Source organism: Amycolatopsis sp. NPDC004169 (assembly GCF_040610315.1).
GTDB lineage: Bacteria > Actinomycetota > Actinomycetes > Mycobacteriales > Pseudonocardiaceae > Amycolatopsis.
Genome location: NZ_JBEXMD010000016.1, coordinates 172,423 through 195,659, shown reverse-complemented (window position 1 = coordinate 195,659; position 23,237 = coordinate 172,423). Strand labels below are relative to the sequence as shown.

The following is a 23,237-nucleotide window of genomic DNA, read 5'->3' as shown; positions in this document are numbered from 1 at the left end:
TACTAGATAGCAGATCGCCACCTGGCCGATTTGACACTGGCAACTGGCTGACAGCTCAAGAAGCTAGCAGGCGTTGACGGGCCCAGACTAGTGGAGAAGCGGGTGACCATGTTCGGGGGACGCAATCCGGTTGCCGCCCAGCGGATTCTCCTGGCCGAGCTGCGCCGGCTGCGCAGTGCGGCCGGGTTGACGCAGAAGCAGGTCGCCGCCGGACTCGAGTGGTCGATCTCCAAGGTGATCCGCATTGAGAGCGGCACTGTCGGGTTGTCGATCACCGACCTGAAGGCGATGCTCGCCCTCTACGGCGTCGTCGAACCCGAGTCCGTGGAGCGGCTCGCCGAAGCCGCACGCACCTCACGGGAGAAGGCCTGGTGGGACGCTTTCCGGCCGCACGTCGCCCCGGAGCTGATCAACTTCATCGCAGTCGAGGCGGCGGCCACCGCCATGTACGAGTACCAGTCGTTCGCCGTGCCCGGCATCCTGCAGACCAAGGCGTACATCCGCGCCATCTGCGCCGCCTTCGACGCCACGGATGAAGCCACCGACCGTGCGGTCTTCATGCGCACGAAACGTCAGGACCTGCTGACCGGCGACGATCCCATGGAGGCCAGGTTCGTACTGGATCAGGCGATGCTCTCCCGGGTGGTCGGGTCAGAGGACGTCATGCGCGAGCAGCTCGGCTTCCTGGTCGAGCTGAACCGGTTGCCGAACGTCACGATCCAGGTGGCCCTGTTCAGCAGCGGCGTGACGGACGGGATGCAGAACTCGTTCACGATCTTCGACGTGCCCGACCAAGAGCACGTCGTGTACCTCGACCAACCCGGCTCACTGGTGCTGGCCCGGACCGACGCCGACGAGGTCGGCCGCTACCTGGATGCCTTCGACCGGTTGTCGAGCGCGAAACACAGTTCATCGCCCGCCGAATTCGAAGTGACCATCGACCGTATCCTTGCCGGGTCGGCCGGCAAATAGCGCACGACTCGGCGGACGTCCCCGGTTCGGCTCGCCACCGAAGTGCGTAGTTTCACAAGCGAAACCGTGTTCCATACACAAAGAGGGTAACATCGGGTAACTCGAAGCACGTCCATCGGCCGGACGATCTCCTGGCCGATCATGGGTCGGGAGGGCCTGATGACTGGACGGATTGTCGCACCCGTAATTGCCGTCGACGCCCAGGGGGTCGGGTGGCATCGAAGTTCTCGATGCAGCCCGACTGGCAACCCGCAGTGCGTGGAAGTAGCCCTGACCAGAAGGGTTGTTCGCGTCCGCGACTCCAAGTCACTCCAAGCGGGCGAGCTGCGCATCAGCCGTTCGGGTTGGTCGCTGTTCGTCGGCCACTTGGGCGCAGCGGTTTCCAGGAGCCGTCCGGCAGCCTGATTCCCGAAGCTTTGCGCGAGCTTCCGGATCGGTTGTCGCCACACCACAATGCACATGCCAATGCACATGTAGCAAAGCAGCGTCGCCGAATCGACCCAAATCTGTCACCTTTGTGTCCAGCCAGAAGAAAGCCCTGCGTGCCGCGGAGATTGGTGCGCGAGCCAATTCACGCCAATCGCGGGACAGTGCTGACACTCGGCAGCGCTGATCAGCCGTCGCTCGGCGACGAAGAGGAGCGCCGGAGCGCGATGGCCGCCGATCGCTGTCCCTGAAGTTCGGCAAGGTGCGTTACTCGCCAACCACCGGGAGACCGCATCCGACATCTTCCGCGGGTTCTCTGTGGCCTCTACCTGGACGGAACTCCTGACGCTTACAGGCTCGCCGAGAAGGACAGCGACTCCGTCGTCGTCTGCGGTGGCCGTGGCGATGACGATCCGCAACCCGGTTGGGCCGAGCTGGCAGCCCTCGGAGTCGTCGTTGCTGCCCTTCACCTCGCTCCTCACGTCAAGTCCTTCTGGGACAACACAGTGAAACCCGCCGGGAAGAGAATGCGCACCAGGTCGACGAAGCAGGACCACGGGCCGACCGAGTCCGCCGGCTCCTGACGCTCCGCTGCGACCGACAGGCACTCGGCGACTGAACTACAAGAAGACTCAGGGCAAGGCCGACGTCAACCACAGTCTCCCGACGTCGGTCCGGGTAGGCGAGGACGAGCTCGTGGAACCATCTGCCGGTTCTACGCCGACCGCCAATTCAGCACCGAACGGCGAGCGACCATCGAACGGGACTTGGGCGGCGTCGACGACACCGCCGGCCAGGAGAGGGAGGCCGAGAAGATACGCCAGCGGAAGCTTCTGACCACCGTGGCGCGTCAGCAGCACTCGATCATGAAGCAGGCCCGCGAGGCGGACCCCGACGACCCATTGACGGTCCATCGGGCCGAGGGCAGCCGACCTCGGCCGGATCGAGGCGCTTCCCTACCTCGTGGTGAACCTGGCGGAGGTGCCACGACAGCTGCTGCACGAGCTGCTCGAGGTCACCCGGCTCCGCATCGCCGTCCAGCGGCGACGAGGTGACGATCACAGCCAGACTGCCGATGGATCATCTCTCGAAGGCAGCACAAGCCACAGAGGATCTTCGGCGCAGGAGACCAAAAGCCCGCCTGACTGGAGTCAGACGGGCTTGGTTACTGCTGGTACCCCCGATGGGATTCGAACCCACGCTACCGGCGTGAGAGGCCGGCGTCCTAGGCCGCTAGACGACGGGGGCTTAGGAACTTCCCTGGTTTCCCAGGGGCTTTTCTGTTTTTCTTGCTGGAGAGAACCTACCAGAAGCGATTTCCCGCTTCGCAGGGGGGCCACTCTCCGCAGCTGGGGTACCAGGACTCGAACCTAGACTAACTGGACCAGAACCAGTCGTGCTGCCAATTACACCATACCCCAGTGAGGTACTGCTCCGGCTTGGCCGGTTCAGCACCGCACGAGGAGAAATACTAGAGCACGCCGTTCCGGACCGTGAACGCGGGGGTGCCACTGCCGCGCTGGGCCGGGACGCCGATCGTGGCGTACTCCGAAACCAGCAGCTCAGGCAGCTCCGCGAGACCCGCCACCGTGTGGACGCCCTCCGGCGCCCGCTCGCCGATGCGGTCGCGGTCGAGCCAGACCGCGCCCAGGCCCGCGTCGCGGGCGCCGATCGCGTCGGTGTCCAGTTTGTCGCCGACGTGGACCGCCTGGGCGGGCGCGCAGCCCAGGCCGAGGCACACCGTGTGGAACATCACCGGGTCGGGCTTGGCCACGCCGAGCTCGCCGGCGATGGCGACGTGGTCGAAGAACGGCGCCAGGCCCAGGTCGGCGATCTTCTTCCGCTGATGGCCGCCTGAGGCGTTCGTCACCGCGGCCAGCATCAGGCCCGCCGCGCGCAGCCACTCCAGGCAGTCGAGGACGTCGTCGAACAGCTGCCACGAGTGGTCGAGCAGTTCTCTTCGACGGCGTTCGAAGGAGCTCACCTGCTCGGCGTCGGCGAGGATGCCGATTTCGGCGAGGAAGCAGTCGGTGCGCCGCTGGTGCATCGTCGCGTAGTCGAGTTCGCCCGCCACGACGAGGGCGACGTGCTCTTCGGTGATCAGGTCCCACAGCGGCCACAGGTCACCCCGGCCGGTGAGGATGTGGAGGCTCCGGCGGATCGCGGCGGTGCAGTCGATGAGCGTGTCGTCGATGTCCAGGCACACCAGCCGGAGCTCGGGCGGAGTCCAGGGCTCGGGCACCGCCGCGGCGGGCGAGGCGGTTCGCGACGGGGTCCGGGGTGCCAGGGCGAAATCCACCCAGTGAGGCTAGGGCAACCGCCGCGTTCGCGACGCTGCCAAAGAGGTGATTGCGGCTCCCCTGTTCCGGCGCACCCGCTCTACTCCCAGTTGGCGAACCGTCCCCGTTCGGTTACCCGGCGGCCCGCGCCGACGGCGACGGCACCCGGGGAACGGAAATCGATTCCCGAGCCGAAACCCTTGTGCCGCTTGGGAATCCGCACCGTCCACAAGGGCACCTCCGCTTCCCGCAGCCGAAGCGGGGCACGACCGGAACACCGTCGACCAACTGTCGCGTTTGGACGGTTTCCGGCAACCGCGGCGCGGGCGCACGGCCGTCGCCCGATCAGCGTATCTCCGGTCACACCCCTTGACGCCGGTGCCGGGCGGGTGCATCCTCGACTTATTCAACAAGCGATGAATAAGGGAGATGGTCGAGATGACCGAGCGCACGACCTGCGTCGTCATCGGTGGCGGGCCGGCCGGGATGGTCACGGGGTTGCTGCTGGCCCGGGCCGGCGTCGAGGTGACGGTGCTGGAGAAGCACGCCGACTTCCTGCGGGACTTCCGCGGGGACACGGTCCACCCGTCGACGCTGACGCTGCTCGACGAACTGGGGCTCGGCGAGAAGTTCCACGCGCTGCCGCACAGCGAGCTGCGCTCGGCCGGCTTCCCCCAGGAGAACGGCGACCTGATGAAGCTCGCCGACTTCACCCGGCTGAAGGTCGCGCACCCGTACATCGCGATGGTCCCGCAGTGGGACTTCCTCGACCTGCTCGCCGAAAGCGCGCGCAAGGAGCCGACGTTCGTCCAGCGGATGGAGACCGAGTGCACCGGCCTGGTCCGCGAACACGGCCGCGTCGACGGCATCACCTACCGCACGAGCGCCGGTGAGACCGGCGAAATCCGCGCCGACCTGGTGATCGCCGCCGACGGCCGCTGGTCGCTGGCCCGCCGCGAGGCCGGCTTGGTGCCGCGGGAGTACGACTGCCCGTTCGACGTCTGGTGGTTCCGGCTCTCGCGCGGCGAAGCCGAGGAAGGCGGCATGCTGCTGCCCAAGATGCGCGACCGCCGCTTCGCGGTGCCGCTCCCCCGGCCGGACTTCTACCAGGTCGCCTACCTGGCGCCGAAGGGCGAGGACCTGCGCGCCGAGGGCATCGAAGCGTTCCGCGAGAACGTGACGCAGATCTGCCCCGAGTTCGCCGACCGGGTGCACGAGCTGGCGACGATGGACGACGTCAAGTTCCTCGACGTGCGGCTCAACCTGCTGCGCAGGTGGCACGTCGACGGGCTGCTGTGCCTCGGCGACGCGGCGCACGCGATGTCGCCGATCGGCGGCGTCGGCATCAACCTGGCGGTGCAGGACGCGGTCGCGGCGGCGACGCTGCTGGCCGAGCCGCTGCGGCGGGGCCGTCCGACGGAGGCCGAGCTGGCGAAGGTGCGTGCGCGGCGCCTGGCGCCGACGCTGCTGGTGCAGGGGCTGCAGCGCCTGATGCACCGGACCGTGGTGCGCGGGGTGATGAACGGCAAGCGCAACGGCCCGCCGGAGCCGATGATCAAGGCGTTCGCGCGGTTCCCGGGACTGTCGTACGTCCCGGCCCGGCTCCTCGGCCTCGGGCTGCGGCCGGAGCACGCTCCGGCGTTCGCCCGGCGGCCGATGGAGCCGGCGAGCCGGGCTTAGACGTTCTCGACCGGGTTGGTCAGGGTGCCGATGCCTTCGATGGTGATCGAGACGCTCTGGCCACCCTCGATCGGGCCGACGCCCTCGGGGGTGCCGGTGAGGATGACGTCGCCGGGCAGCAGCGTCATGACGCCGGAGACGAACTCGACCAGCTCGGGGATCTTGTGGACGAGGTCCGAAGTACGGCCGTCCTGCTTGAGCTCGCCGTCGACCTCGCTCCGCAGCGCCAGGTCGGCGGCGTCGATCGACGTCTCGATCCACGGGCCGATCGGGCAGAAGGTGTCGAAGCCCTTGGCGCGGCCCCACTGGCCGTCGGACTTCTGCAGGTCGCGGGCGCTGACGTCGTTGGCGACCGTGTAGCCGAGGATGACGCTCGCGGCGCGGGCGGCCGGCACGTTCTTCACCGGCTGGCCGATGACGATGGCCAGCTCGCCTTCGAAGTCGACGCGGCCGATGCCGGACGGGCGGCGGATGGCCGCGTTGGGCCCGATGACCGTGGTCGACGGCTTGAGGAACAGCATCGGGTCGCTGGGCACCTCGTTGCCGAACTCGGCCGCGTGCTTGGCGTAGTTGCGGCCGACCGCGATCACCTTCGAGGGCAGGATCGGCGCGAGCAGCCGGACGTCGGCCAGCGGCCAGCGCTTGCCGGTGAAGTTCGGCTGGCCGAAGGGGTGTTCGGCGATTTCGAGGACCTGGGCGTCGTCGCCGTCGCCTTCGATCGAGGCGAACGCGACACCACCGGGATGAGCAATACGGGCTAGGCGCACGTCGTCATTCTACGTGCGCCCAGCCCGTGACCTAGGCCACGGTGGTGCTCTTGTGCACGAGCGCGTCGCACAGGGCCAGCCAGCTGGCCTCGACGATGTTGCCGTGCACCCCGACCGTGGTCCACTCGCGTTCGCCGTCGGTGCTCTCGACCAGCACGCGCGTCACCGCGTCGGTGCCGGGGTGGCCCTGCAGGATGCGCACCTTGTAGTCGGACAGCTCCACACTGTCCAACCAGGACAGGTGCGGGGAGAGCGCCTTCCGCAGGGCGGCGTCGAGGGCGTGCACGGGCCCGATGCCCTCGGCGGTGGCGATCACGCGCTCGCCGCCGACGTGCACCTTGACCGTGGCCTCGGCCATCACCTCGCCGCCCGCGCGGTGGTCGAGCACCACCCGGTAGGACTCCAGCGCGAACGGCGCTTCGGCGGGGACGCCGGTTTCCTGACGCAGCAGGAGTTCCAGGGAGGCGTCGGCGGCCTCGAACGACCAGCCCTCCGCCTCCAGGCGCTTGACCTTTGTGATGGCGCTCGTCAGCGCCTCGGGCCGGCCGGCAAGGTCGACCCCGAGCTCACGTCCCTTGAGCTCGAGGCTGGCCCTGCCGGCCATCTCGGTGACCAGTACCCGCATGTCGTTGCCGACGGAAGACGGATCGATGTGGTTGTACAGCAACGGATCCACCTTGATCGCGCTCGCGTGCAGTCCCGCCTTGTGGGCGAAGGCCGACGCCCCTACGTAGGCCTGGTGGGTGTAGGGGGCGATGTTCGCGATTTCGGCAAGGGCATGGGAGACCCGGGTGAGCTCGGCGGCGCCTCCGGTCGGGAGGACGTCGAGGCCGAGCTTGGTCACCAGGTTTCCCGTCACGGCGAACAGGTCGGCGTTGCCGGCCCGCTCCCCGTAACCGTTGGCGGTGCACTGGACGTGCGTCGCGCCGGCCTGCACCGCGGCGACGGAGTTCGCCACGGCGCAGGAAGTGTCGTCCTGACAGTGGATCCCGAGCCGGAATCCGGTCTTTTCCTTGATGGTGCGGACGGTTTCGGCCAGGCCGAGCGGCAGCTGCCCGCCGTTGGTGTCGCAGAGCACGAGGACGTCGGCCCCCGCGTGCGCGGCGGCGTCGAGCACCCGGAGCGAGGTTTCGGGCGAAAACGCGTAGCCGTCGAAGAAGTGTTCGGCGTCGAGGAAGACCCGGCGGCCTTCCCCGGTGAGGAATGCGACGGTGTCCCTGACCATGGCGCAGGCCTCGTCGACGTCGACGCGGAGAGCGCGCTCGATGTGCCGCAGGTCGGACTTGGCGACGAGGGTGATGACCGGGGCTTCGCTGTCGAGCAGGGCCCGCACCTGCGGATCGGCTTCGGCGGTGGTGCCGGCCTTGCGGGTCGCGCCGAACGCGACGAGCGCGGCGTGCTTGAGCTTCAGCTCGCCCTTGGCGGCGCGGGCGAAGAACTCGGTGTCCTTGGGGAGCGCCCCGGGCCAGCCGCCTTCGACGAACCCGACGCCGAGCTCGTCCAGCAGCCGGGCGACCGCCAGCTTGTCCTGCACCGAGTAGGTGATGCCCTCCCGCTGCGCGCCGTCGCGCAAGGTCGTGTCGTAGAGGTGGAAGGCATCGCCCAGCGGCGTATCGGCGGGCTCCTGGCGGGTCACGGTCTTCTCCTAGCGTGTTCCTGGCGTTTCGAGGCAACAAAAAAACCTCCCGCAGGGTGCGAGAGGTTGCGCGCCGGGGGCTCTTGTGGAGCTATCGTCCGGCGCGCTCGTCGATAATGATCGCGAAGCTGGTCACGGTTGCATCATGCCACACGTTTCGCGGACGAGTCCAGGAACTGGGCCAGGCTTCCACCATCCGGGAACACCCCGTGGACGAAAAAGCCCCGCACCCGGCGAGGGTGCGGGGCTTTTCCCGGGAAAACTCAGCCGGCCGTCCGCACGTTGGAAGACACGAGCGCCGCCAGCCGGTCGCCGATCGCCTGCGTGGCCCCCGGCGAGGACTGGTCGCGGGTGGCCAGGTCGAACGCCACCGACGCCTCGATCCGCCGCGCGGCCTCCTTCTGCCCCAGGTGGTCCAGCAGCAGCGCCACCGACAGCACCGCGGCCGTCGGGTCGGCCAGCCCCTGGCCCGCGATGTCCGGCGCCGAGCCGTGCACCGGCTCGAACATGCTCGGGTTGCGGCGGGTCATGTCCAGGTTGCCGCTGGCCGCCAGCCCGATGCCGCCGGTGACCGCGGCCGCGAGGTCGGTGATGATGTCGCCGAACAGGTTGTCGGTGACGATCACGTCGAACCGCGACGGGTCCGTGACCAGGTGGATGGTCGCCGCGTCCACATGGGAGTACGCGACCGTCACCTCCGGGTGCTCCAGCGAGACCTCTTCGACGATCCGCGACCACAGCGAACCCGCGAACGAGAGCACGTTGGTCTTGTGCACCAGCGTCAGGTGCTTGCGCGGGCGGGCCTCGGCGCGGTTGAACGCGTCCGCGACCACGCGCCGGACACCGAACGCGGTGTTGACGCTGACCTCGGTCGCGATCTCGTGCTCGGTGTCCTTGCGGATCAGGCCGCCGGTACCCGCGTACGGGCCTTCGGTGCCTTCGCGCACGACGACCATGTCGACGTCGCCCGCGTCGGCCAGCGGGCCTCGCACGCCCGGGTAGAGCCGCGCCGGGCGCAGGTTGACGTGGTGGTCCATCTCGAACCGCAGGCGCAGCAGCAGGCCGCGCTCGAGGATGCCGCTCGGCACCGTCGGGTCGCCGACCGCGCCCAGCAGGATCGCGTCGTGCTGGCGGAGCTCGCCGAGGACCGACTCCGGGAGCAGCTCGCCGGTCGAGTGCCATCGGGCGGCGCCGAGGTCGTAGTTCGTGATCTCCGCCGTCGGTACTACCTCGCCGAGCACCTTCAGCGCCTCGGAGACCACCTCGGGCCCGATCCCGTCTCCTGGGATCACCGCGAGCCGCATCCACACACCTCCGTCGACCGGACCACCGGCCGCACCGATGGTCCATCGCAACAAAACGCCAGCAGCCGGAAGGTTACCGGCCGTAGACAAACCGCCGTAGCCGCACCACCCTTATGCCGCATCCTCCCACGGGGTGAGACACCCAATCGGGTGAATGCGAGCGGGGCGCCCCCGGCGGAAAACCGCCGGAGACGCCCCTGGTGCTGCACAAATCGATCTTGCGCCCGCCTAGCGGCGACCAGCCCCGATCGGCTGACGCTCGTTCCCCGGCCGGGCGCCCTGCGCCGCGTCCACCTTGACCACGTTCGCCCGGTTGCCCGCGGCGTTGTGGTGCTCGATGGCCAGCAGCCCGAGGGCGCTGTCGGCCGCGGCCGACGCCGCGTTGCGGGTCACGACCAGCGCCGTGCCCGGCTTCGCGACGTAGCCCAGCGCGGCGTCGCCGCCGCCCTGCACCGCGTAGCCCGGCGCGAGCGCGTCGAACGAAAGCGGCGTGCCGACGTAGTCGATCAGCCCGTTCGTGGTGCCCGGCGCGACGTAGAAACCGCTGACGCCCACCGTGTAGGAGATGCGGTGGCTGTCGGCGCTCGCGTCGATGCCCAGCGCGGCCAGCGAAACCGGCAGCGTGATCACGTTCGTGTCGAACACGTTGGTGTCGACGTCGCCGAGCTGGCCGTTGACCGCCTGGACGTCGACGGTCGGGAAGCCCGGGGTCAGCGCGACCGTGGTGGCCAGCAGGACGTCGGTGGACGTCGCCTTGGTCACGTAGGTCTCGAAGTCCGGCTGCCCGTCCCCGGTCGTGTCGATGTCGACGAACGGCGAGGTGTTGCTGCCGATGTTCGCCCAGTCACCCCAGGTGGACAGGCCGAACGCGAGGATCGCGTTCTCCGGTTCGCCCTGGGCCTTCGCCAGCGGCGCGGTCGACGCCGCACCGATGTAGCGGAGGTCGCCGCCCTTGGCCGTCTTGTTCAGCGTGCAGTCGGTGACCACGTTCGCGTCGCACTCGGGCAGCTGCGGGGACTCCGCCTGCAGCTCGAACACGCTGATCAGGGAGCGGTACCGCTGCGCGCCGGCACCCTGGTCGACGCCCTTGCCGGTCAGGTTGAGCACGGCCTGGGTGGCGTCCGGCGCGAACTTCACCGACGGCGGCGTCGAAATCGTCGACACCGGCTTCGGCGCGGAGTAGACCGAGACCCGCAGCGGCACCTTGGCCCCGCTGACCGGCGTGAAGGCGACGCGCCCGGAGGCGTCCGCGACGAACTGGCGGGCCAGGCCGGCCTGGGTGGCCGACATGGTCGGGTCCATCACCTTGCGCAGCGCCTTGGGGTCGGTGATCTTCAGCGTCACCTTCACCTTGGCCGTGCCGCGCGCGGTCAGCTTCACCGACTGCTTGTCCACTGTGTACTCGACACCCGGCAGGGCGTTGACCGCCTGGTAGGCGACGGTGTACTCGGCGGGCGTGACACCCTTGTTCACCAGCTTGATCGTCTTCGACAGCGTCACCGGGCCGGAGGCCTCGACCGTGCCGAAGCTGACGCTGACCGCGCCCGGGTCGTCGACGACGTAGGCGAGCACCTGGTTGTCCAGCGCCGCCTTGGCGTCGATCCGGCCGCTGCCGACGCGCTGCGGCGCGTAGGTGTGGCCCGCGCCGTCGGAGACGTCGTGGCCGGCGGTGTCGATGACCGACGCCTTGACCTCCTCGACCGACCAGTCGGGGTGCGACTGGCGGACCAGGGCGGTGATGCCCGCGGTGTGCGGGGCGGCCATCGACGTGCCGCTCAGCACGGTGCGGCCGTTGCCGCTGCCGCGGAAGGCCGAGGTGATCGTGTCACCGGGGGCGGCGACGTCCGGCTTGACGGCCGGGCCGCGGGTGCCGCGCGAGGTGAACGAGCTCGGGGTGTCCACGATCGTCTTGTCGTAGGTCTGGATCGAGGCGCGGCCGGTGCCGTAGAGCCGGACCTGCAGCGTGCCCGCGGTCAGCGCCGGGCGCACCGTCTTCGTGGCCGAGCCGGTGAACTGGAACACCGGGATCCCGGCGTTGCCCGCGATGCCGGCGGTGAAGTGCTCCAAAGTGGACGACAGCAGCGCGCCCTTGGCCCCGGCGGCCTGCGCGTTGTTGGAACGGCCCGCCGAACCGCAGGCGCGGGTCGCGTCGTTGTCGTCCCACTCGAGGAAGACGAACTTGCCGGCGGCCTTCGCCTTGTCCTCGGCCGAGTACGGGGCGCAGCCTGCCGCGTTCGCCGCCGACAGGGCCACCACCGGCGCGGTCAGGTCCAGGGTGTCGTAGCCGGTGTAGTTCTGGCTGTACTGGCCGGTCTTCTGGCCCGCGGCCGTCGAAGGCGCTTTGACCTCGGCGGCGTCGCGCAGGATGCCCGCGTCGCGCGTGCTGGCGACGGTGAGCGCCTCGGGGGTGTTGCCCGGGGAGCCGGCGATGTCGTTGATGTCGCCGCCGTTGCCCGCGGAGATCACCGGGAGGACGTTGTTCGCGGCGAGCTTGCGCACGAACAGCGAGTCCGGGTCGTCCGGGGCGCCGAAGTCGGAGCCGAGGGAGAGGTTGACGATGTCGAGGTGGTCGGTGAAGTCGCCGTCGCCGTCCGGGTCGAGCGCCCAGTCCAGGGCCTGCGAGGTGACGTTCGTCGAGCCCGTGCAGCCGAACACCTTGATCGCGTAGAGCAGCGACTTCGGCGCGGTGCCCGGGCCGATCTGCATCGCGTCGACCTTCTTGGCATCCAGCTTCTTGTAGTCGCCCTTGAAGGTCTTGCCGTCCGCGGTGACGCCGAAGCCGCCGATGGTGCCGGCGACGTGCGTGCCGTGTTCACCGCAGGCGAGCGGGTTCGGGTCCGGCTTGGGGGTGGTCTTGCCGGCCGTGGCGGCGTCGTAGTCGTCGCCGACGAGGTCGGTGCCGCCGACGACCTTGGCGCTCGGGAAGAGCGGGGTCGGCTTGGTGGCATCGACGCTCTTGTAGGCGGCCTGCGTGCCGGGGCCGCCGAAGTCGGCGTGGGTGTAGTCGATGCCGTCGTCGATGACGCCGACGCGGACGTTGTCCCCGAACTTGCCGGTCTGCTGCCAGGCGGCGAGGGTGTTGGTCAGCTGCTCGGCGCTGGCGTTGGTGCGCGTCTTCGGCACGACCGTCCGCACCGCGACGACGTCGGCCCGCTTCGCGACCTCACGCAGCTTCGCGGCGTCGGCGGTGACGACCACACCGGGAACGGCGTTGGCGGTCTGGGTGACGACCTGCGGCTTGGCGTCGGCCGCGCGCAGCTGCCCGACAACCGCGTCGACGGCGGCGGCGGTGTCGGCCTTCGCGGCCTTGGCGGCCCGCTTGGCCTGCTCCTTGCCCTGCGGCTCCGCGGCGGTGAACGCGTCGACGGCCGGCTTCTTCGCCAGCTCGACGAACGCGGTGACCCGGCCCTGCGCGGCCCCCAGACGCGGCGAAAGCTTGCCCTGCAGCTTCGCGTCGTCGATCTTGGCCGGTGCGACGCCGTCGGCGAGCGGCGCATCGGCTGCGCTCGCGACCGGCGCCCCGAGCGCGGCCGCCAGAACGACGGCGAAGGCCGCCGTCGTGGCGCGCGCGGGGAGGCGGGATCTGCTCATGAGTCGGCCCCTTACCCGAGGTCTGGACCCGAACCTGCCTGCCGCTCCTGACACCCCCGACGGTGAAGCGCGGCACAGCGCCGTGCCCTCGACGACGCGTGGTTCAACCTCGCGGGGAGAACTTAATGCCCCAAAACACCTACTTACGTAGGCAAAGGACTCCGTTACGTGAATGTGATTGCGCACGAAGGCCCCCTGCCGGGTGACAGGGGGCCTTCTAAAGTGTTACGTCAGTTGAAATCCACCGCACGGATCGTGTGCGCGCCGACCGCAGCCCCGATCGGCTCCAGCAGGTGCGCGTCGATGTGGCGGTCCACGCGCAGCAGCATCACCGCGTCCGAACCGTCCGTGGTCTGGCTGATCTGGGCGGCCTCGATGTTGATGCCCGCCTCGCCGAGCAGCGTGCCGACGCGGCCCATCACGCCCGGGCGGTCCGGGTACTCGACCAGCAGCACCGTGCCCTCCGCGCGCAGGTCGAAGCCGCGGCCGTTGACCTCGACCAGCTTCTCGACCTCGTCCAGGCCGGTCACCGACCCCGACACGGTCAGCACCGCGCCGTCCGCGTGCACCGCGCGCACCGTCACCAGGCTGCGGAACTTCGGGCTCTCCGGCTCGGTCTCCAGCTCGACCTGCACGCCCAGCTTCTCCGCCAGCTGCGGCGCGTTGACGAACGTGACCTGGTCCTCGACCACGCCGGTGAACACCCCGCGCAGCGCGGCCAGCTGCAGCACGCTGGTGTCCTCGTTCGAGATCTCGCCCTTGACCTGCACGGTGACCGACGTCGGCGACGTCGGGTTCAGCGCCGTGAGCAGCTGGCCGAGCTTCTGGACCAGCGACAGGTACGGGCGGACGTGCTCGCCGACCGCGCCGCCGCCGGTGACGTTCACCGCGTCCGGCACGAAGTCGCCGCGCAGGGCCAGCAGCACCGACTTCGCGACGTCGGTGCCCGCGCGGTCCTGCGCCTCGGCCGTCGAAGCACCCAGGTGCGGCGTCACGACGACGTTCTCCAGCTCGAACAGCGGGCTCGAGGTGGTCGGCTCCGACTCGAACACGTCGATGCCGGCACCGCCGACGTGGCCCGAGCGCAGCGCGTCGGCCAGGTCCTGCTCGACGATCAGCCCGCCGCGGGCGGCGTTGACGATGATGACGCCCGGCTTGGTCTTCTTCAGCGCCTCGGCGTCGATGAGGCCCTTGGTCTCCGGCGTCTTCGGCAGGTGGATGGAGATCGCGTCGGCGCGGGTCAGCAGCTCGTCGAGGGTGACGAGCTCGATGCCGAGCTGCGCGGCGCGGGCGGCCGAGACGTAGGGGTCGTAGGCGATGAGCTTCGTGTCGAACGCGGCCAGGCGCTGCGAGAACAGCTGCCCGATCTTGCCGAGGCCGACCACGCCGATGGTCTTGCCCTGCAGCTCGACGCCGGAGAACGAGCTGCGCTTCCACTCGCCGCCGCGGAGGCTCTGGTCGGCGGCCGGGACGCGGCGCGCGACCGACAGCAGCAGGGCGACGGCGTGCTCGGCGGCGGAGACGATGTTCGACGTCGGCGCGTTGACGACCAGGACGCCGCGCTCGGTCGCGGCGGGCACCTCGACGTTGTCCAGGCCGACACCCGCGCGGGCGACGACCTTGAGCTGCGTGGTGGCCGCGAAGACCTCGGCGTTCACCTGGGTGGCGGAGCGGACCAGGAGCGCGTCGGCGCTCCTCACCGCCTCGAGCAGCGCGGACCGGTCCGTGCCGTCGACGTGCCGGACCTCCACCTCGTCACCGAAGACGCTCAGCACGGAGGGGGCGAGCTTCTCCGCGATGAGAACGACGGGTTTATCGGGCTTGCTCACGATGCGGCTCCCACTATCTGGTCACTTCCAGGACGCTCTGTGTCGACAAACGGTCAAAGCACGTCGTTGTGCCCCGGTCGAGCGGAGTTTAACGCGCTGGCCGGGCCCGTGGCGTCGTCTGGTGTTAACTCGCCCGCAATCCCTCGAAAACAAGAGCCAGCAGCCGCTGCATGCCCCCTTCGCCGGGCAGGTGACCCCCTGCCCAGGATGCCGCGTGCAGCAACAAAAGCAGCTCGTGCGCCGTGACGTCCTCGCGCAGCTCCCCCGCGCGCTTCGCGCGTTCCACCAGCTGGGAACCGAGCTCGCGCATCGCGTGGCACGACTCGTACAACCGGGATGTTTCGTCGTTCAGGGCGTCGGCGGTGAGCTCGACCAGGCCGCGGAAGGTGCCGGTGGCGTCGCCGAGCCCGGTCAGCCAGGTGTGCAGGGCGTTCAGCGGCTCGGGGTGGGTGAGCAGCTCGCGGGCCCGCTCGGCGTGGGCGTCGAACCGGGCGCGCAGCAGCGTCTCGAGCAGCGCGTCCCGGGTCGGGAAGTGCCGGTACAGCGTGCCGATGCCGACGCCGGCGCGGCGCGCGATGTCTTCCAGGGACGCCTCGACGCCGTGTTCGGCGAAGGCGCGCTGTGCCTCCTCGAGGAGGCGCTCGTAGTTGCGGCGGGCGTCCGCGCGCATCGGTTTGACGTCGGTCATCGCGCTCCCGACCATACCCGCTGGCCAATCGGAGGCTGCCTCCGTATATTAACCGGAGGCAGCCTCAGCTTACTGGAGGGAACGAGGATGACCCTGATCGAAGACACCCGCGCCCGGCTCGGCGCGATCGGCGCCTGGTTGCCGAGCGCACCGCTGCAACCACCGCCGGACGTCGAACGCGCAGGGACGCGGCGGCTCGCCGAGGCCGGCTACCGCTCGGTCTGGAGCGGCGAAGGCCCCGGCACCCGGGAGGTGTTCGCCCACTTCGGCGACCTCCTGGCCACGGTGCCGGACGTCGTGCTCGGCACCGGCATCGCGAACACCTGGCTGCGGGCCGGGACGACCGCGTACAAGGGCGGGGCGACGCTGGCCCGGCTTCACCCCGGCCGGTTCGTGCTCGGCGTCGGCGTCGGGCACGCGTTCCAGGCGACGAAACTCGGCGAGGACTACCGGCCGATCGACCGGATGCGCGCCTATCTGTCCGAAATGGACGAAGCCGCGGCCGAAACCCCCGCACCTGTGGCGTTCCCGCGGGTGCTGGCCGCCGTCGGGCCGAAGATGCTGGAACTCGCCCGCGACCACGCCGACGGTGCGCACCCGTTCGCCCAGCCGGTCTCGCACACGCCGTACGCCCGCGAAATCCTCGGGCCGGACAAGCTGCTGATCCCGCAGCAGACCGTCCTGCTCGGCACCCGCGAAGACGCCCGCGAGAGCGTCCGGCGCCGGGTGGCGCAGTCGCGGGAGTACTCCGTCACCGTCTACCTCGCGGGCTGGAAACGGCTCGGCTACACCGAGGCCGACATCGCCGGGCCGAGCGACGCGTTCGTCGACGACCTCGTGCTCTGGGGCGACGCGGCCACGATCGGCAAGCGCGTCGCCGAAGTGCTCGACGCGGGCGCCGACCACGTGCTGCTCACGCCGTCCGCGCCGGCGTTCGAGGCCACCTTGGACGCACTGGTCGAGCTGGCCCCGGCGGTGACGGGATGAGCGTCGGGATCTGGCGGTTCTTCGACGGCGCCCCGATCGGCGAGCTGCGCGAAACGGCCGCCGAAGTGGAGGAACTCGGCTTCGACGCCGTCTGGTTCGGCGAGTTCGCCGGCCGGGAGGCGTTCACGCAGGCGGCACTGCTGCTGGCGGCGACGTCGAAACTCACCGTCGCCACCGGGGTTGCGCGGTTCGACCAGCGCTCCCCGCTCGCCGCCGAAGGCGCCATCCGCGCCCTCGGCGAGGCCTACCCGGGGCGGTTCGTCGCCGGCCTGGGCGGGCACCGGCCGGGCGCGCGGCCGCTGACGGCGTTGCGCGAATTCCTCGACGGGATGGACGCGGCCGAGCTGTCCGGCCTCCCCCAGCCGTCGCCCCGGCCGCGCCGGGTGCTCGCGGCACTGGGCCCGAAGCTGCTGGACCTGGCGGCCGAACGCGCCGACGGCGCCCACCCGTATTTCGTCCCGCCGGAGCACACCGCGATGGCGCGCGAACGGCTCGGGCCGGGCAAGTACCTCGCCGTCGAGCAGGCGGTCGTCCTGGACGCGGCCCCGGACGTCGCCCGCGAACACGTCGGCATGTACGTCCGGCTGGCCCGGCACCACCAGGAGAACCTGCGCCGGCTCGGGTTCACCGACGACGACCTGGCCGACGGCGGCAGCGACCGCCTGGTCGACGCCATCGTCGCGACCGGCGAACAGGCGATCGCGGACCGGGTCCGTGCCCACCTCGACGCGGGCGCCGACCACGTCTGCGTCCAGGTGCTGGCCCGCACGGAGAAGTCCTACCGCAGGCTGGCCGACGTCCTGACCTGACCGCGGTACGCTGGCGGGGCGCGGCGGGGGCCGCGTCCCGTCCGCGGAAAGGGCCGAGCCCACCCCGCTTCACCGCACCACCAGCTCCGCACCTTCTTTCCTGCCCGGTGCCGGCGGACCACGGGCGAAGAGGAAAGGAGGCACGACGGTGCCCGGTGGACTCAACCTCGAACAGCTCCGCAAGCGCGCGAAGGACCTCGCGCGGGCCGAAGGCGTGAAGCTGTCGGAAGCCCAGTTCCGGATCGCGCGGGAGCACGGTTTCCCGAGCTGGCCGAAACTGCAGGCGTACCTCAGGCGCGTCACCGAGCACGGGGAGACCCTGCAGCACCCGTACCACGAGGACGTCGGGTACTACGCCGGACGCGCGCTCGGGCTGCTCGCCTCGGCCGAGGACGACACGCCTGGAGCGACGGAACCGTTCGAGCGGTGGCACCAGCCGCGCACCCGGGACGGCGCCCGCGTGGTCGTCGCCCGGGAGCACGGTTTCGGTTCCTGGAAGGCACTCCGTGACCACGTAAAGTCCCTTGTGGACAGTGGCGAGCCCTTCGCCCGCGCGTACCGGGCGATCGAGGCCCGCGATCCCGGACGGCTCGAGACGCTGCTCGACGAGTTCCCCGGGCTCGTCGACGCCCGCGGCACCAACGGCAACGACCTGCTCGGCATGGCGGGCGCCACCCACGACGAGCGGCTCAGCCGGATCCTCCTCGACCACGGCGCCGACCCGGCCCGCGGCAACGTCCACGGCTGGACACCCCTGCACCAGGCCGCCTACAGCAACCTGCCGCACCTGCTCGACCTCCTGCTGGAGCGCGGTGCCCCCGTCGACGTATCGGCTCGCGGCGACGGCGGCACTCCCCTGGTCGTCGCGCTGTTCTGGGGTCACCGCGAAGCCGCGGAGAAACTGGCCGTCCACAGCCGGGCACCGGGCAACCTGCGCGTCGCGGCCGGGCTCGGCGATCTCGACGCCCTCGACGAACTCCTGACGTCGGGCCGCGGCGGCGAACACCGCGGCTTCTACCGCCCCCACAGCGGTTTCCCGCGCCGGCAGCCGACGGACGACCCGGCGGAGGTCATCAACGAAGCCCTCTCCTGGGCGGCCCGCAACAACCGCGTCGACGCGATGAGGACGCTCGTCGCGCGGGGCGCCGCCGTGGACGCCGACGTCTACCGCGGCACGGCACTGGCCTGGGCGGCGGCGTCGGGCAAGCCCGACGCCGTCCGGGCGCTGCTCGAGCTCGGCGCCGACGTGAACTTCCGCGGCACGTTCGGCGGCCCGAACCACGGCGAAGGCGTCACGGCCCTGCACCTGGCCGCGCAGTCCGGGCACCTCGACGTCATCCGCGCCCTGGTCGAAAACGGCGCGGACCCCGGCGCCCGCGACGCGATCTTCGACGGCACCCCGGAGAAGTGGGCGGAGGTGTGCGGGCAGCCGGCGGCACGGGACCTGCTCCGGTAGACAACCGGAGTCTGTAGTCCGTATCGTCGGAGACGGACTGCAGACTCCGTTTTGCCCACTGGGAGGACCCATGAACGCACCCCGCGACGTCTTCGCGGCGCTGTCCGACGGCATCGGCGAAGGCCGCTTCAGCGAGCTTTCCGCCCTGTACGCCGAGGGCACCGTCGTCGAACACCCGCAAGCGGTTCCGCGGCCGACACGCCTTCACGGCCGCGACGCCGTCCACGAACGGTTCACCGGCGTCCTCGCCGGGGCGCTGCGGCTCACGCGCAAGAACGTCGTCGTCCACGAGACGACCGACCCCGAGGTGATCGTCGCCGAATACGACTACGACGCCGAGTCGGTCGAGACCGGGCGGACGATCGAGGCGGCCAACATCCAGGTCCTGCGCATCCGCGACGGCCTGATCGTCCACTCCCGCGACTACCACGACTACCTGCGGCTCGCGGCCGTCCGCGACGGCGTCGACCAGCTGATCCGGGCCTACGAGCAGGCGCCGCCGCGCGAGTTGTCGCCGATTCGGCCACGGACGTCGAGCGACCCGGCCAGCCGGCGCGGGGTCTTCGAGCAGCTCGTCTACGGCGTGTCCGACAAACGCGGCGAAGAGCTGGCGGAGCTGTACGCCGAGGAGACCCACGTGACGCACCCGTTCCAGCCGGGCTCGGCCGTCGTCCGGACGCGCGACGAGCTGCGCGCGCACTTCAAGCAGGCCGCGACCATGGGTGTCGACTTCGAAGCGACCGACCTGGTCACCCACGAGGGCACCGACCCGGAGATCCTGATCGCCGAGTTCGCCTACCAAGGCAGCTACGGCGGGCGGCCGGTCCGCATCGCCAACATCTTCGCCATGCGCATCCGCGACGGCCTGGTCGTCGAATCCCGCGACTACGGCGACCACCTCGGCATCGCCGGCGAGCTCGGCCGGATCCCGGAGCTGGCGGCGGAGCTTTAGGCCTCGGCCAGGTCCTCGGGCAGGTCGAACTCGCCGTCGCGGACGCCCTTCACGAAGGCGTCCCACTCCCCCGGCGTGAAGACGAGGATCACGCCGTCCGGCTTCGCCGACTGCCGCATCGCTGTGTAGGTGACGCCGTCGGTGTGCTCGATGAAGGCGTACTCGACGCAGTCGTCGAGGGTCTCGCCCTCCGGCTCGGCCCGGATCCACTCGGCCTTCGTGAAGTCGAGGTGGTGCCGGATGTGCGCCTTGTCGTCGACCGGCTGCTCACTCATGTCGCCAGCGTAGCGAAACGGCCACCGAACGCACCGAAGGGGACGCCCGGCACCGGGCGTCCCCTTCGGCGTCTGGCCGGGAGAGATCAGGCGGTTTCGGTGATCGGCCGGTCCACCCACGACATCAGGCCGCGGAGCTTCTTGCCGGTCTCCTCGATCGGGTGCTGGTTGCCCTGCTCCTCGAGCTTGGTGAAGTTCGGCCGGCCGGCCTCGTCCTCGGCGACCCACTCACGCGCGAACGTGCCGTCCTGGATCTCGCCGAGGATCTTCTTCATCTCCTCCTTGACCGCCGGCGAGATGACGCGCGGGCCGCGGGTCAGGTCGCCGTACTCGGCGGTGTCGGAGATCGAGTAGCGCTGGCGCGCGATGCCGCCCTCGTACATGAGGTCGACGATCAGCTTGAGCTCGTGCAGCACCTCGAAGTAGGCGATCTCCGGGGCGTAGCCGGCCTCGGTGAGCACCTCGAACCCGGTCTGCACCAGCGCGGACGCGCCGCCGCAGAGCACGGCCTGCTCGCCGAAGAGGTCGGTCTCGGTCTCCTCGGTGAACGTCGTCTTGATGACGCCGGCGCGGGCACCACCGATGGCGGCCGCGTAGGAGAGCGCGAGCGCCTGGGCGTTGCCGGTGGCGTCCTGCTCCACGGCGATGAGCGCCGGGACGCCCTTGCCGTCGACGAACTGGCGGCGGACCAGGTGGCCCGGGCCCTTGGGGGCGACCATCGCGACGTCGACGTTCGACGGCGGCTTGATCAGGTCGTAGCGGATGTTGAAGCCGTGCCCGAAGAAGAGGGCGTCGCCGTCCTTGAGGTTCGGGGCGATGTCCTGCTCGTAGATGAAGCGCTGCTTGGTGTCCGGCGCCAGGATCATGATCAGGTCGGCCTCGGCCGACGCCTCGGCCGGGGTGAGCACGCGCAGGCCCTGCTCCTCGGCCTTCGCCCGCGACTTGGACCCCTCGGGCAGGCCGATGCGGACGTCGACGCCGGAGTCGCGCAGGCTCAGCGAGTGGGCGTGGCCCTGGCTGCCGTAGCCGATGACAGCGACCTTGCGCCCCTGGATGATCGAGAGGTCGGCGTCGTCGTCGTAGAAGATTTCCACTGCCATGGGGGTACTGCTTCCTTTCCTGACTTACTTGCTTCAGCGCGGTGATGTGGCGGTGATCGAACGGGCGCCGCGACCCACCGCGACCATGCCGGACTGCACGAGTTCGCGGATGCCATACGGCTCCAGCATCCGCAGCAACGCACCGATCTTGTCGGACGTCCCGGTGGCCTCGACGGTGAGTGCCTCCGGAGAGACGTCCACCACCTTGGCCCGGAAGAGCTGGACGGTTTCGAGGACCTGGCTGCGCACGGTGTTGTCGGCGCGCACCTTCACCAGCAGCAGTTCACGCTGCACGGCGGTCGACTGCTCCAGCTCGACGATCTTGATCACGTTGACCAGCTTGTTGAGCTGCTTCGTCACCTGTTCGAGCGGTAGCTCTTCCACGGCGACCACGATCGTCATGCGGGACACCTCGGGGTTTTCCGTGGGCCCGACGGCGAGGGACTCGATGTTGAACCCGCGGCGGGAGAACAGGCCCGAGACGCGCGCGAGCACACCCGGCTTGTTCTCGACCAGGACACTCAGCGTGTGGACGCTCATCTCTAGCGCTCACCCTCTCCGGCGGCTTCCGCGGCGGCCTCGGTCGTCTCGACCGAAACCTCGTCGTCGTCGAACAGCGGCCGGATGCCCCGGACCGCCATGATCTCGTCGTTGCCGGTGCCGGCCGCGACCATCGGCCACACCTGGGCATCCTTCCCCACGACGAAGTCGATCACGACGGGGCGGTCGTTGATTTCCATCGCGCGGCGGATGGTGGCGTCGACGTCTTCCTTCGTCTCGCACCGCAGGCCGGCGCAGCCCAGCGCCTCGGCCAGCAGCACGAAGTCCGGGATGCGGTGCTTGTGCGTGCCGAGGTCGGTGTTGGAGTACCGCTCCGAGTAGAAGAGGTTCTGCCACTGCCGGACCATGCCCAGGTTGCCGTTGTTGATGACGGCGACCTTGATCGGCGCGCCTTCGATGGCGCAGGTGGCCAGCTCCTGGTTGGTCATCTGGAAGCAGCCGTCGCCGTCGATCGCCCACACCTGCGTGTCCGGGACGCCGAACTGCGCGCCCATCGCGGCCGGCACCGCGTAGCCCATCGTGCCGAGGCCGCCGGAGTTGATCCAGGTGCGCGGGTTCTCGTACTTGACGAACTGCGCGGCCCACATCTGGTGCTGGCCGACACCGGCGGCGTAGACGGCGTCCGGGCCGACGATCTCGCCGATGCGCTCGATGACGTACTGCGGCGACAGCGAACCGTCGTCCGGCCACTCGTAGCCGGCCGGGTAGGTCTTGCGCCAGTCGTCGGCCTGGGTCCACCAGTCGGCCAGGTCCGGCTTGCCGCTGTGGTCGAACTCCGTCGTGACCGCGGTGATCAGCTCGCCGATGATCTCCTTGCAGTCGCCCACGATCGGCACGTCGGCCTTGCGGTTCTTGGAGATCTCGGCCGGGTCGATGTCGGCGTGCACGACCGCGGCGTCCGGCGCGAAGGAGGACAGCTGGCCGGTGACCCGGTCGTCGAACCGGGCGCCGAGCGCGATCAGCAGGTCGGCGCGCTGCATGGCGGCGACCGCGGCGACCGAGCCGTGCATGCCCGGCATGCCCAGGTGCTGCGGGTGCGAGTCGGGGAACGCGCCGCGCGCCATCAGCGTGGTGACGACCGGGATGTTGGTCAGCTCGGCGAGCTGCTTCAGCTGCTCGTGCGCCTCGGCCTTGATGACGCCGCCGCCGACGTAGAGCACCGGGCGCCGCGACTTCGCGATCAGCTTCGCGGCTTCGCGGACCTGCTTGCCGTGCGGGCGCAGCGTGGGGCGGTAGCCCGGCAGCCGCAGCTCCGTCGGCCAGGAGAACGAGGTCATCTCCTGCAGCACGTCCTTGGGGATGTCCACCAGGACCGGGCCGGGTCGGCCCGTCGCGGCCAGGTGGAACGCCTCGGCGATGGTCCGCGGGATGTCCGCGGGGTCGGTGACGAGGAAGTTGTGCTTGGTGATCGGCATCGTGATGCCGCAGATGTCGGCTTCCTGGAACGCGTCGGTGCCGATCAGCGCCCGGGACTGCTGGCCGGTGATGGCCACGACCGGGACCGAGTCCATGTTCGCGTCGGCGAGCGGGGTGACCAGGTTGGTCGCGCCCGGGCCCGAGGTGGCCATGCAGACGCCGACCTTGCCGGTGGCCTGCGCGTAGCCGGTGGCCGCGTGCCCGGCGCCCTGCTCGTGGCGGACCAGGACGTGGCGGACCTTCGTCGAGTCGAGCAGCGGGTCGTAGGCGGGCAGGATGGTGCCGCCCGGGATCCCGAAGACCACCTCGGCGCCGACGGCCTCGAGCGAGCGCACGAGGGACTGCGCGCCGGTGACGCGCACCGGCGTTCCCGCCGGTGGGGCCGGCTTCGGACGTGCTCCGGGCGTTCCGGGCGTCGGCCCGGGCTTCGCGTCGCTGCGCGACGTCGCACTGGTCATCGGATCTGCCTCGTGGGTCTCGGGTGTCACTCGTTCGGGTCGGTTCTGTGC

General features: G+C 70.1%; 18 protein-coding genes and 2 tRNA genes. 7 read left to right on the top strand and 13 right to left on the bottom strand.

The features are described 5' to 3' along the window. Window positions 1-108: 108 nt before the first annotated feature. Together ABZX11_RS23280 and ABZX11_RS23275 are read left to right on the top strand one after the other, a co-directional pair. Entirely contained in the window at window positions 109-972 is an 864-nt protein-coding gene (locus ABZX11_RS23280; protein ID WP_354916169.1) for a helix-turn-helix transcriptional regulator, read from the top strand. A 141-nt stretch (window positions 973-1,113) separates the two neighbouring features. Further along, window positions 1,114-1,377, top strand: coding sequence for a DUF397 domain-containing protein (locus tag ABZX11_RS23275; RefSeq protein ID WP_354916141.1), 264 nt, complete (start codon window positions 1,114-1,116; stop codon window positions 1,375-1,377). 1,193 nt (window positions 1,378-2,570) lie between these two features. On the opposite strand, the gene ABZX11_RS23270 is transcribed toward ABZX11_RS23275, so the two are convergent. From ABZX11_RS23270 to ABZX11_RS23260, 3 genes are all read right to left on the bottom strand, one after another. Beyond that, window positions 2,571-2,646, bottom strand: a tRNA-Glu gene (locus ABZX11_RS23270). 101 nt (window positions 2,647-2,747) lie between these two features. Beyond that, window positions 2,748-2,819: transfer RNA gene (locus ABZX11_RS23265), tRNA-Gln, on the bottom strand. Between the two features lie 50 nt (window positions 2,820-2,869). Beyond that, window positions 2,870-3,604, bottom strand: a complete 735-nt coding sequence (locus tag ABZX11_RS23260) for an HAD family hydrolase (protein ID WP_176177897.1) — start codon at window positions 3,602-3,604, stop codon at window positions 2,870-2,872. A 502-nt stretch (window positions 3,605-4,106) separates the two neighbouring features. Here ABZX11_RS23260 and ABZX11_RS23255 point away from each other — a divergent pair. After that, window positions 4,107-5,357 carry an FAD-dependent oxidoreductase gene (locus tag ABZX11_RS23255; RefSeq protein ID WP_354916138.1) on the top strand — a complete coding sequence of 417 codons (1,251 nt, stop codon included), beginning with the start codon at window positions 4,107-4,109 and terminating at the stop codon, window positions 5,355-5,357. Here the strand turns inward: ABZX11_RS23255 and ABZX11_RS23250 are convergent. The 6 genes from ABZX11_RS23250 to ABZX11_RS23225 form a co-directional block, all read right to left on the bottom strand. Then, complete coding sequence (locus ABZX11_RS23250) at window positions 5,354-6,124, bottom strand: fumarylacetoacetate hydrolase family protein (protein WP_176172385.1); 771 nt, start codon at window positions 6,122-6,124, stop codon at window positions 5,354-5,356. The two genes, ABZX11_RS23255 and ABZX11_RS23250, sit on opposite strands and share 4 nt — an antisense overlap. A gap of 31 nt (window positions 6,125-6,155) precedes the next feature. Further along, window positions 6,156-7,760: a citramalate synthase gene (cimA, locus tag ABZX11_RS23245; protein ID WP_176172386.1), complete on the bottom strand. Its 1,605-nt coding sequence runs from the start codon at window positions 7,758-7,760 to the stop codon at window positions 6,156-6,158. A gap of 263 nt (window positions 7,761-8,023) precedes the next feature. Beyond that, window positions 8,024-9,064, bottom strand: a complete 1,041-nt coding sequence (locus ABZX11_RS23240; RefSeq protein WP_176172387.1) for a 3-isopropylmalate dehydrogenase — start codon at window positions 9,062-9,064, stop codon at window positions 8,024-8,026. Window positions 9,065-9,292: 228 nt separating this feature from the next. Next, the gene (locus tag ABZX11_RS23235) at window positions 9,293-12,655 is read right to left on the bottom strand and encodes a S8 family serine peptidase (protein WP_354916134.1); all 3,363 of its coding nucleotides are present in this window, start codon (window positions 12,653-12,655) and stop codon (window positions 9,293-9,295) included. A 230-nt stretch (window positions 12,656-12,885) separates the two neighbouring features. Beyond that, window positions 12,886-14,484 carry a phosphoglycerate dehydrogenase gene (serA, locus tag ABZX11_RS23230; protein WP_354916131.1) on the bottom strand — a complete coding sequence of 533 codons (1,599 nt, stop codon included), beginning with the start codon at window positions 14,482-14,484 and terminating at the stop codon, window positions 12,886-12,888. A gap of 124 nt (window positions 14,485-14,608) precedes the next feature. Further along, window positions 14,609-15,172: a TetR/AcrR family transcriptional regulator gene (locus ABZX11_RS23225; protein WP_176172390.1), complete on the bottom strand. Its 564-nt coding sequence runs from the start codon at window positions 15,170-15,172 to the stop codon at window positions 14,609-14,611. 87 nt (window positions 15,173-15,259) lie between these two features. Between ABZX11_RS23225 and ABZX11_RS23220 the strand changes: the two genes are divergently transcribed. From ABZX11_RS23220 to ABZX11_RS23205, 4 genes are all read left to right on the top strand, one after another. Further along, window positions 15,260-16,159: a TIGR03620 family F420-dependent LLM class oxidoreductase gene (locus tag ABZX11_RS23220; RefSeq protein WP_176172391.1), complete on the top strand. Its 900-nt coding sequence runs from the start codon at window positions 15,260-15,262 to the stop codon at window positions 16,157-16,159. Next, window positions 16,156-16,968: a TIGR03620 family F420-dependent LLM class oxidoreductase gene (locus ABZX11_RS23215; RefSeq protein WP_354916127.1), complete on the top strand. Its 813-nt coding sequence runs from the start codon at window positions 16,156-16,158 to the stop codon at window positions 16,966-16,968. The genes ABZX11_RS23220 and ABZX11_RS23215 overlap by 4 nt, the downstream gene beginning before the upstream one ends. 148 nt (window positions 16,969-17,116) lie before the next feature. Next, complete coding sequence (locus tag ABZX11_RS23210) at window positions 17,117-18,424, top strand: ankyrin repeat domain-containing protein (protein ID WP_354916124.1); 1,308 nt, start codon at window positions 17,117-17,119, stop codon at window positions 18,422-18,424. Between the two features lie 70 nt (window positions 18,425-18,494). Next, window positions 18,495-19,376, top strand: coding sequence for a nuclear transport factor 2 family protein (locus tag ABZX11_RS23205; protein ID WP_354916121.1), 882 nt, complete (start codon window positions 18,495-18,497; stop codon window positions 19,374-19,376). Here the strand turns inward: ABZX11_RS23205 and ABZX11_RS23200 are convergent. The 4 genes from ABZX11_RS23200 to ABZX11_RS23185 all read right to left on the bottom strand — a co-directional run bounded on the left by ABZX11_RS23200 (window position 19,373) and on the right by ABZX11_RS23185 (window position 23,186). After that, entirely contained in the window at window positions 19,373-19,651 is a 279-nt protein-coding gene (locus tag ABZX11_RS23200) for a DUF397 domain-containing protein (protein ID WP_176172395.1), read from the bottom strand. The genes ABZX11_RS23205 and ABZX11_RS23200 overlap by 4 nt on opposite strands. An 86-nt stretch (window positions 19,652-19,737) precedes the next feature. Beyond that, on the bottom strand, window positions 19,738-20,751 hold the full coding sequence (gene ilvC / locus ABZX11_RS23195) for a ketol-acid reductoisomerase (protein ID WP_176172396.1): 1,014 nt from the start codon (window positions 20,749-20,751) through the stop codon (window positions 19,738-19,740). A 33-nt stretch (window positions 20,752-20,784) separates the two neighbouring features. After that, a complete protein-coding gene (ilvN, locus tag ABZX11_RS23190; RefSeq protein ID WP_003080760.1) occupies window positions 20,785-21,291 on the bottom strand; it encodes an acetolactate synthase small subunit in 507 nt (168 codons plus the stop codon). 2 nt (window positions 21,292-21,293) lie between these two features. Further along, entirely contained in the window at window positions 21,294-23,186 is a 1,893-nt protein-coding gene (locus ABZX11_RS23185) for an acetolactate synthase large subunit (RefSeq protein WP_176172397.1), read from the bottom strand. Window positions 23,187-23,237: the final 51 nt, after the last annotated feature.

What these genes read in the sequence shown, in the direction of transcription:
- ABZX11_RS23205 (WP_354916121.1), top strand. Translation starts at nt 18,495, where the DNA reads ATGAACGCACCCCGCGACGTCTTCGCGGCGCTGTCCGACGGCATCGGC.
- ilvN (WP_003080760.1), bottom strand. Translation starts at nt 21,291, where the DNA reads ATGAGCGTCCACACGCTGAGTGTCCTGGTCGAGAACAAGCCGGGTGTG.
- ABZX11_RS23200 (WP_176172395.1), bottom strand. Translation starts at nt 19,651, where the DNA reads ATGAGTGAGCAGCCGGTCGACGACAAGGCGCACATCCGGCACCACCTC.
- ABZX11_RS23235 (WP_354916134.1), bottom strand. Translation starts at nt 12,655, where the DNA reads ATGAGCAGATCCCGCCTCCCCGCGCGCGCCACGACGGCGGCCTTCGCC.
- ABZX11_RS23215 (WP_354916127.1), top strand. Translation starts at nt 16,156, where the DNA reads ATGAGCGTCGGGATCTGGCGGTTCTTCGACGGCGCCCCGATCGGCGAG.
- ABZX11_RS23220 (WP_176172391.1), top strand. Translation starts at nt 15,260, where the DNA reads ATGACCCTGATCGAAGACACCCGCGCCCGGCTCGGCGCGATCGGCGCC.
- ABZX11_RS23240 (WP_176172387.1), bottom strand. Translation starts at nt 9,064, where the DNA reads ATGCGGCTCGCGGTGATCCCAGGAGACGGGATCGGGCCCGAGGTGGTC.
- ilvC (WP_176172396.1), bottom strand. Translation starts at nt 20,751, where the DNA reads ATGGCAGTGGAAATCTTCTACGACGACGACGCCGACCTCTCGATCATC.
- ABZX11_RS23255 (WP_354916138.1), top strand. Translation starts at nt 4,107, where the DNA reads ATGGTCGAGATGACCGAGCGCACGACCTGCGTCGTCATCGGTGGCGGG.
- ABZX11_RS23275 (WP_354916141.1), top strand. Translation starts at nt 1,114, where the DNA reads ATGGGTCGGGAGGGCCTGATGACTGGACGGATTGTCGCACCCGTAATT.
- ABZX11_RS23225 (WP_176172390.1), bottom strand. Translation starts at nt 15,172, where the DNA reads ATGACCGACGTCAAACCGATGCGCGCGGACGCCCGCCGCAACTACGAG.
- ABZX11_RS23185 (WP_176172397.1), bottom strand. Translation starts at nt 23,186, where the DNA reads ATGACCAGTGCGACGTCGCGCAGCGACGCGAAGCCCGGGCCGACGCCC.
- ABZX11_RS23280 (WP_354916169.1), top strand. Translation starts at nt 109, where the DNA reads ATGTTCGGGGGACGCAATCCGGTTGCCGCCCAGCGGATTCTCCTGGCC.